Annotated in this window: 6 protein-coding genes; all 6 read right to left on the reverse strand. The window is 34.5% G+C overall.

The window, feature by feature from the left end:
* Positions 1-9: 9 nt before the first annotated feature.
* Positions 10-1,554 carry an FAD-dependent oxidoreductase gene (locus RT405_RS11650; protein WP_313469875.1) on the reverse strand — a complete coding sequence of 515 codons (1,545 nt, stop codon included), beginning with the start codon at positions 1,552-1,554 and terminating at the stop codon, positions 10-12.
* Positions 1,555-1,727: 173 nt separating this feature from the next.
* Positions 1,728-2,336, reverse strand: a complete 609-nt coding sequence (locus tag RT405_RS11655) for a YdhK family protein (RefSeq protein WP_313469878.1) — start codon at positions 2,334-2,336, stop codon at positions 1,728-1,730.
* Between the two features lie 149 nt (positions 2,337-2,485).
* Positions 2,486-3,169, reverse strand: coding sequence for an MgtC/SapB family protein (locus RT405_RS11660; RefSeq protein WP_313469880.1), 684 nt, complete (start codon positions 3,167-3,169; stop codon positions 2,486-2,488).
* 281 nt (positions 3,170-3,450) lie between these two features.
* Positions 3,451-4,428, reverse strand: coding sequence for a substrate-binding domain-containing protein (locus RT405_RS11665; RefSeq protein WP_313469882.1), 978 nt, complete (start codon positions 4,426-4,428; stop codon positions 3,451-3,453).
* On the reverse strand, positions 4,418-6,178 hold the full coding sequence (locus RT405_RS11670; protein ID WP_313469885.1) for a sensor histidine kinase: 1,761 nt from the start codon (positions 6,176-6,178) through the stop codon (positions 4,418-4,420). Before RT405_RS11670 ends, RT405_RS11665 begins: the two co-directional genes overlap by 11 nt.
* A gap of 29 nt (positions 6,179-6,207) precedes the next feature.
* Positions 6,208-7,608 (reverse strand): helix-turn-helix domain-containing protein (locus RT405_RS11675; protein ID WP_313469887.1); only part of this gene is annotated, 1,401 nt, incomplete at its 5' end.

The raw sequence follows: 7,608 nt of genomic DNA on the forward strand, positions 1-7,608 counted from the left end.
GTGTTCCATCTATTCGTCTTCTATCATTTTAAGCGGTTTAATAGCTGGTCCTTCCAAGACTTCTCCTTCATAAGAAAACCGCGATCCGTGACACGGGCAATCCCATGTGCGTTCAGCATCATTCCATTTGGTGGTGCAGCCTAGATGCGTACAAGTCGTGTTCACTAAATGAACCTGTCCGTTTTTATCCCGATAACCACCAATTTTTTTACCGTCAACTTCGAGCATTCCTCCTTCATCTATCCTTAAATCGTCTATTTTTTTAGACGTTTTTTCTATTTTCCCAACAACCAACTCTTTTGCAACCGATACATTATCTTTCATAAAACTTTTAGCGTCTACTGTTTTTAATTTTGTGCGCGTTGGATCAAAAAGACCTGCGTAGACATTCGTATTACCCATTATCTGGTCGGTTAACACCATCCCGGCAACGGCTCCGTTTGACATGCCCCATTTATTAAATCCGGTTGCTACCAAGATACGATCCGACTTATCTGTCATTTTCCCTATATAAGGCAGTTTATCTAAAGTAGTCAAATCTTGTGCTGACCAGTGGTAAGGAATTTCTTGAATGTCAAAATATTTTCTTCCGAATGTTTCTAAATTTTGATAATGTTCACTTGTTTTAACTTTGCTTCTGCCCGTTACATGACCTTCTCCGCCAATCAGCAACAGTTGTTCTCTGCTTTCAGTCAGGATGGAACGCAAAGAACGTGTCGGTGAATCTGCGCTAATATACATACCTATAGGAATGCTCATTTCTGTGCTAGCTGCGATTGCATATGAACGATTAACCGAAAGTTTAGCAAAATACATCCCTTCTGCATCATTAATTGGATAATGACTTGCAATGATTACTTGGTCACACGATAATAACGACATATTTTCTGTCACAATAACAGGAATGTCTTGATCCAACACTTTTAGCGCTCGCGTTTGTTCATATATTTTACCGCCAAGACGTTCAATTTCTTTGATCAACCCGGTCAAGAATTTTACAGGATGGAACTGAGCCTGATCACGCATCACCAGTGCTGCTTCAACAGCAAACGGCAAATTGATTTCCTCTTTTGCCAAGCCGCCATCGATCCCTAAACGTTCGTACGCTTTTGCTTCTTTTTCGATTTTTTGAGCACCTTTCTTTGTTTCCGCATAAACATAAGCATGTTCAGCAGTTAAGTCACAGTCGATTCCTAAATCAGCAGCTGTTTTTTGTATAAAATGTAACCCTGCGAGATTGGCTTCATAATATTGTTTTGCTTGTTCCTCGCCCATCGTACGAATCAATTCTTCATAAATCAAACCATGTTGTGCTGTGATTTTAGCTGTTGTAAATCCTGTGACTCCATCTATTAATTTTCCAGCTTCAACTAATACCACTTTCTTCCCCGCTTTAGCTAATAGATAAGCACTAACAAGTCCAGCAATTCCTCCTCCAATCACACCAATTTCTGTTTCATTATTTTCTTGCAGTGGAGGAAAACTGGGAATAGCTTTGAATTCCCTCCAATATGATTTAGGAAATTGTTGAATAGAACTTTCTTTTCTAGCCATATTTTCAACTCCTTTTTTACTTAGTCCGTACTCTTCCTTTTTCTTTACAGAATCAGTGTATTGCAACCGCTTTCTTTAGTCAAATAAAACAATAAGAAATTGATTTCAAAAAAATATTCCTGTAAGCTTTTTAAGCTCAACAGGAATATTTTTTCTTGTAGATTGGATGCTGTCTATTTTTCAGAGAGTTCATCTTCTGTTACCCATTTATGATTTTTGACTTCTTTTCCACCATTTTTCGGCATGTAGTCAATCATATATACGGTAGTTTGTTTAGCATCTTCAATTGTTGCAGTTGCTCCTTTCATTCCTTCCATATGGTCAGCTTCTATTACTACTTCGTCTCCCGGTTCTAATGTCTTTTCCCCAGCATCTTTTATTTCTTCTTGAATAACCCATTTATGGTCTTCTACTCTTTTGCCGCCATTAGTAGGAACATATGAAACTTCATAAGCTGTTGTGTCGAAAGCTCCTACGATCGTTGCCTCTGCATCTTTCATGCCGGCCATATGAGTTGTTTCAATAATTGCTTTGTCCCCTACTTTATATTTTGGATTTTCTGCTTCTTTTAATCCTGTCGGAATTTCACCAGAATCTTCATGCTGCATGCTCTCCATACTATCCATATCAGCCTCGCTCATTTCACTAGAAACAGAAGGAACAACTGACTCAATACTTGCTTCACTGCTTGATGACGAATTATCTTCATTAGAAGAACAAGCTGACAAAACTGTTAAAGAAGTTAAGGTTACAACTCCCATTAAAATTTTCTTATTTTTCATTGTCCTGAGGCGTTGGTATCCCTCAATCTTATATATGGGAGAAAAACGCCTCTTCACTTCCTTTCTATTTTAATGTCTATTTACAAAATGGTCTTTCTGATGGATACACCAATTTTATCGATTATCTTATTCTCTGTCAAAAAATTAACTTATTCGTCTGCGGAAAAGTCTGCTCTTTCCACTATGACATCAGGAATTGTTTGAATTTCTTCTAACAACATCGTCCCTTCTCGTGGATTATTGGATCTGATGTAAAATGTCGCATAATAAACTGTTTCCCCTTCGATCTTTTTATCCTTCACTTCATACTTTTGCAGGTATCTGTTCTTTTTTCGTAAAAGTTGAATAATGTCTTGTAGTATCTCTTTTTTAGGTGTGGAAATCTCAAACATAGTCGTTTTTGTGCCAATTTGTTTAAATATAATAGTGGTTAATTCAAATCCGATTAGCGTCAAAATTGTTGCACTTATCCCTACAAAATAAAGCCCTCCACCTACCGTTAAACCAACTCCAGCTGTTGTCCATATTCCAGCTGCACTAGTTAATCCCTTAATAGAATGTTTTTGAATAATAATCATTCCTGCTCCAATAAAACCGATCCCGCTAACGACTTGAGCTGCCACTCGGGCCGGATCCAATTCATAACCAGCCATATCAATAACATCATTGAACCCATGTTGGGAAATAATCATGATTAATGCACTTCCTAATGAAACTAGAAAATGCGTTCGTATCCCAGCTTCTTTTGCACGTAATTCTCGATTGATTCCAATCGCTCCGCCTAAAATACTAGCTAATATCAATCTTAGGAAAAAAATTTTATTCAGTTCCACCGCTCACCACTTCCTCATGTCTACTAGTATTATCTGCTAAGTTTTCTGTATTTTTTCTATTATTTAGCTAGTTTACCATTTTATTTTGTTATCAACTGATAACACTATTTTATATAATGTAAGCATATCGCTGTTTAGGAACTTTATCAAATGATTGACATCGCTTTCTAAAAGATGAATCATTTGAGTATCAACTAAAAAAAAAGATAGATTCTTTTTTGAATATACCTTTTTATGTACAACTAACATGTAAAAAATTGAAAACACTAAATTTTATTTACTTAATAGGCAAAAGGAAAGAGAAGCTTTTCTTTATCTGATTGATACATATTCTTTTTAGTTACTAATTCAACTTCAGTGAACAGCGGTTCCTCTGATCTTTTTTCATCATTAGGGTTCAATGCTCTTTGAACGGCCAAATATCCGATAGCAAATGGGTTTTGAACGATTAATGCTGCGATGCTTCCAGTTTCTAACAGTTCAATGCATTCTTTTTGAGTGTCAAAACCAATAACGGCTACTTTATTTTGCAGTTTTTTGGCTTCAACTGCTTTGCCTGCACCTGTTGTTGTCATTTCATTGAAAGCAACGATTCCATCCATTTCAGGGTACTTACTCAACATTTCTTCAGTTAACAATTGAACAGTTTCGCTATCCGTCCAAGAAAGCTGCTGCTCAATAATTTCAATATTTGGGAATTTTTCTAAATAAGCATGAAAAGCTTTTTCTTTTTCTCTTTCTTGACTATTGTTTGCCAGCTCTTCAAAATTCAAAACTCCGATCATTGCTTTTGTTCCTAATGCTCCAATTAAAGCTGTCCCTGCTAATTCTCCTGCCTCTTGATCATTTGTTCCAATATAATTTTGGCTTTGAGAATCGCTAAAAAAACTATCAATCATAATAATAGAGAGTCCTTTTTCATAAGCCCTATCTAAGTCTTTTTGACTTTGATCAATATCCGCAGCTGAAAAAATAACTGTATCTACTCCTAAATTCACCGCCTCTTGCAGATAACGATTCTGCTGTTCGCTATCGTTAACTTTAGCCGGAATCCGTTTTAAAACAGTCACATCACTGTATTCTGAAACAGCTGCGATTACTCCTTCGTCAATCATTTGACTATAGTAAGTTTCTTCTGAATCTAAAATCAGCATAATCGTATGTTTTGCAGCAGCTTGTGATTCACACCCTAGCAAAAGAGACGTTATACATAAGAAACCGAAAATCGATAAACTTTTTTGCTTTCCGTTACTCCTCATTTAGATCACCTTTCTGAACAGCTCTAGATTTAGGCAGCCAAATATTAACAGTTGTGCCGATATCTAATTCGCTCTTGATTTCTACTCCATACTCTTTTCCAAAGTACATCTGCATTCTTTGATGAACATTGCGAATGCCGATTCCAACTTTTTCACTATTTTTTTTAGTTTCAATATCCTTAAGAATATCTGGGGAAATTCCAATTCCATCATCTGACACTTGGATTAAAATTTTGTCCTTTTTATCTAGTGCTCTGATATTGATTCGGCCTTCATCTACCATTCGTTCGATTCCATGATAAAGTGCATTTTCAAGAAAAGGCTGGATAATTATTTTAACAGTTGGCTCACTTAAAATAGTGTCATCTACTTCAATTGAATAGTGAAATTGATTTTTATACCGAATCTTTTGAATGACTAAATAACTTTCTGCATGCGCTAGTTCTTGCTGGATCGTAATGAATTCATTGCCTTTGCTCAAAGAAATTCGGAGCAATTTTCCAAGTGCAGCTACCATTTCAGCGGCCCCTTTGTTATCCCCTCTTTCTGACATCCATAAAATAGATTCTAATGTGTTATATAAAAAATGCGGATTGATCTGAGCCTGCAACACATTCATTTCGCTTTTTCTTAATTCCTCTTGTTCCGTTTTAATTTGCTCCATCAAAAATTTTACATGGTCAATCAAATGATTGTATGAACCTGACAAGCGTTGAACTTCTACAAATCGTTTTTCACTTGTATAAGTTTCAAATTGATTATCGTCTACATTGCGCATGACTTTAACCATATTCGTAATTGGCTGAGCAATGTATTTAGCTACACTGAGACTTAAGATAGTGATCAATCCTGCCACAGCTAAAAAGACCCAGAACATGTATTTTTGAAACTCTCTCAGTGTTTCTTTAATTGAATCTTGTAAATAAGAAACACCAATTACTTTCCATCCAGTTGATGGCACTGTAGCGATAGCGATAGTATTTTTCCCATCTTCTGTCACGTAGACTCCATCTAATTTATCAGTAACAAATTCCAGTTTTTCTTCTTTTGCATTCGTTTGAATTATTCGTTGTTGCGGATGATAAACTAATTCATTTTGATTATCTAAGATGAATGAATATCCTCTTTTTCCAATCGTTACCTTATTAAAATAGCTGCCTAATGAGTTAAAATTATAATCAATTAATAATATGTATTTCTCATTATGGATCAGTACCGGTGTAGTAACTGATAAAACCCACAAGTAATTTTTTTCAAATAGGTTTTGGACATGCGGTGCAGAAAACGTAAATTGATTAGGTGAGATTTCAGTTTGGAACCAGTCTTGTTCGTATATCGACGTTATTTTTTTGGACCTATATTGGGCAGGTGCATAATGAACTACTTGACCTGAAGTATCTACTAAACTGATCGAAACTACATTTCGGTTTAAACGGTAAGTTGTTCCTAAAAGTTCAGAAATACCATCAGCTTGCAATGTAGAGCGTTTAAGTTCATCCAGAATGCCATAAGCTGTACTTGTCATATTTTCTATCTCATTGGCTAAAGTGATGCTGGATTGGGTTACACTTTGCTGAGTAGTCGTTTTAGTTGTATTGATCAGCGTTTCTTTAAAAATAGCAGCTAAAGAAATTGAAAATAAAAAAATAGTAAAAATAGACAAAACCCCTAAAGCCAACGCCAAAATTACTTGTAAACTTTTTACTTTTTCTTTAATGCTATTGCCAATCCGTTTAATTGTCTGGAGCATCTACTTCACTTCTTTCACCAGCTTTTTAACTAGTAGCTCATTTTTTTGAACGTTTCACGGATTTTATTTGGCGATTCTCCAAAATACTTTTTAAAACAATAAGAAAAATAATGTTGATCGGTATACCCTGAGGACATGGCCACTTCAAGTATTTTATGGTCTGTTGTTAACAAATGCTCTTTAGCTTTTTCCATACGAATTTTAACTAAAGCTTCAGTAAAAGAAAGCCCGTTTTCTTTTTTAAAGAGAGAACTAAAATAGCTAGGACTTATTAGCATTTCTTTGCTAACAGATTTTAAAGATATTGCTGGATCGTCATAATGATCATACAAATAATCATAGCTTTGTTTAGCAATTGAATCTGTTTTCTTTTTACGCTGCATTTGAATTTTATCAATGACCGATAAACAATAATCTTTAAACCACTCTTTGACAATATTCATTTCTTGATAGTGGCAAATGTCAGAAATCATTTGTATGTAATGAAGCATATCAGAATCATATTTTGAAATTACTGATTTGGATGCTCTTAAAACAGCCATATACAATTCCATCAAAAAAATTTGAATGTGCTCTTGTCCTTCATCGCTCGTATCAAACGATAGAAATAAATAATCTATAAAGGCCTCCAATTCTTCCGTCGCTCCGATTTTAATTAAAGAAGCCAGTTTTACTTCACTGGCTTCATCAAATACTAATTCTTGCTGATTGTTAGTTTCAAGGTCAGAAATGTAAATACCTTTATTTTTTTCAATCAGTAATCGATAGCTTAATGCTGAAACAGATGATTGAAATGCCCGCTTAGTGGCTGAGATCCATTCATATTCTTCGCTAACCCCAATTTCTACAGAAAAACCAAAAATTTTCTGTGTACTTTCACTGATTTCTTTTACTACAATATCTGTATACAATTCAGTATTTTCTTTGGTATCTGATAAGATAACAATGATGTTTGACATAAAAGAAAAAACTTCTCCATTTAAATATTTTTGCGCAATTTGACGTATCGTATTAGTCAAAGAAAACTTGATTAATTCTAAATTTTGGTTTTCGTGATAGTTTTTTTTAAAAGAAGTACTATCAATGTTTACGTTCAATAAAACCTGTCTTTCACCTGATAAGTTTAGTTGATATGTTTCAATCATTTTTTGTAGTTCTGTTTCTGTTATATTATTATAATTATCTGTAATCAATGAAACTAAAAAAGACATTTTAATAGCTTCAATTTTTTCCAAATAATCTTTTTCAATTCTTGCTAAGTCATTTGCTTCTTTTTTTTCTAAATCTAGTTTTCCACGCACTTTATTTAGCATTTTTTCTAAATCATTGATTGAAATGGGCTTCAGCAAATACTCCAAAATATTTAACTTTATCCCATCAACCGCATATTCAAAATCATCATATCCACTTAGAAATACGATTTTAACAGA

It is taken from the genome of Carnobacterium sp. (assembly GCF_032094055.1).
Lineage (GTDB): Bacteria > Bacillota > Bacilli > Lactobacillales > Carnobacteriaceae > Carnobacterium_A.

Excerpts from the sequence above, each read along its gene's own strand:
- RT405_RS11670 (WP_313469885.1), bottom strand. The coding sequence starts at position 6,178 with ATGCTCCAGACAATTAAACGGATTGGCAATAGCATTAAAGAAAAAGTA.
- RT405_RS11665 (WP_313469882.1), bottom strand. The coding sequence starts at position 4,428 with ATGAGGAGTAACGGAAAGCAAAAAAGTTTATCGATTTTCGGTTTCTTA.
- RT405_RS11655 (WP_313469878.1), bottom strand. The coding sequence starts at position 2,336 with ATGAAAAATAAGAAAATTTTAATGGGAGTTGTAACCTTAACTTCTTTA.
- RT405_RS11650 (WP_313469875.1), bottom strand. The coding sequence starts at position 1,554 with ATGGCTAGAAAAGAAAGTTCTATTCAACAATTTCCTAAATCATATTGG.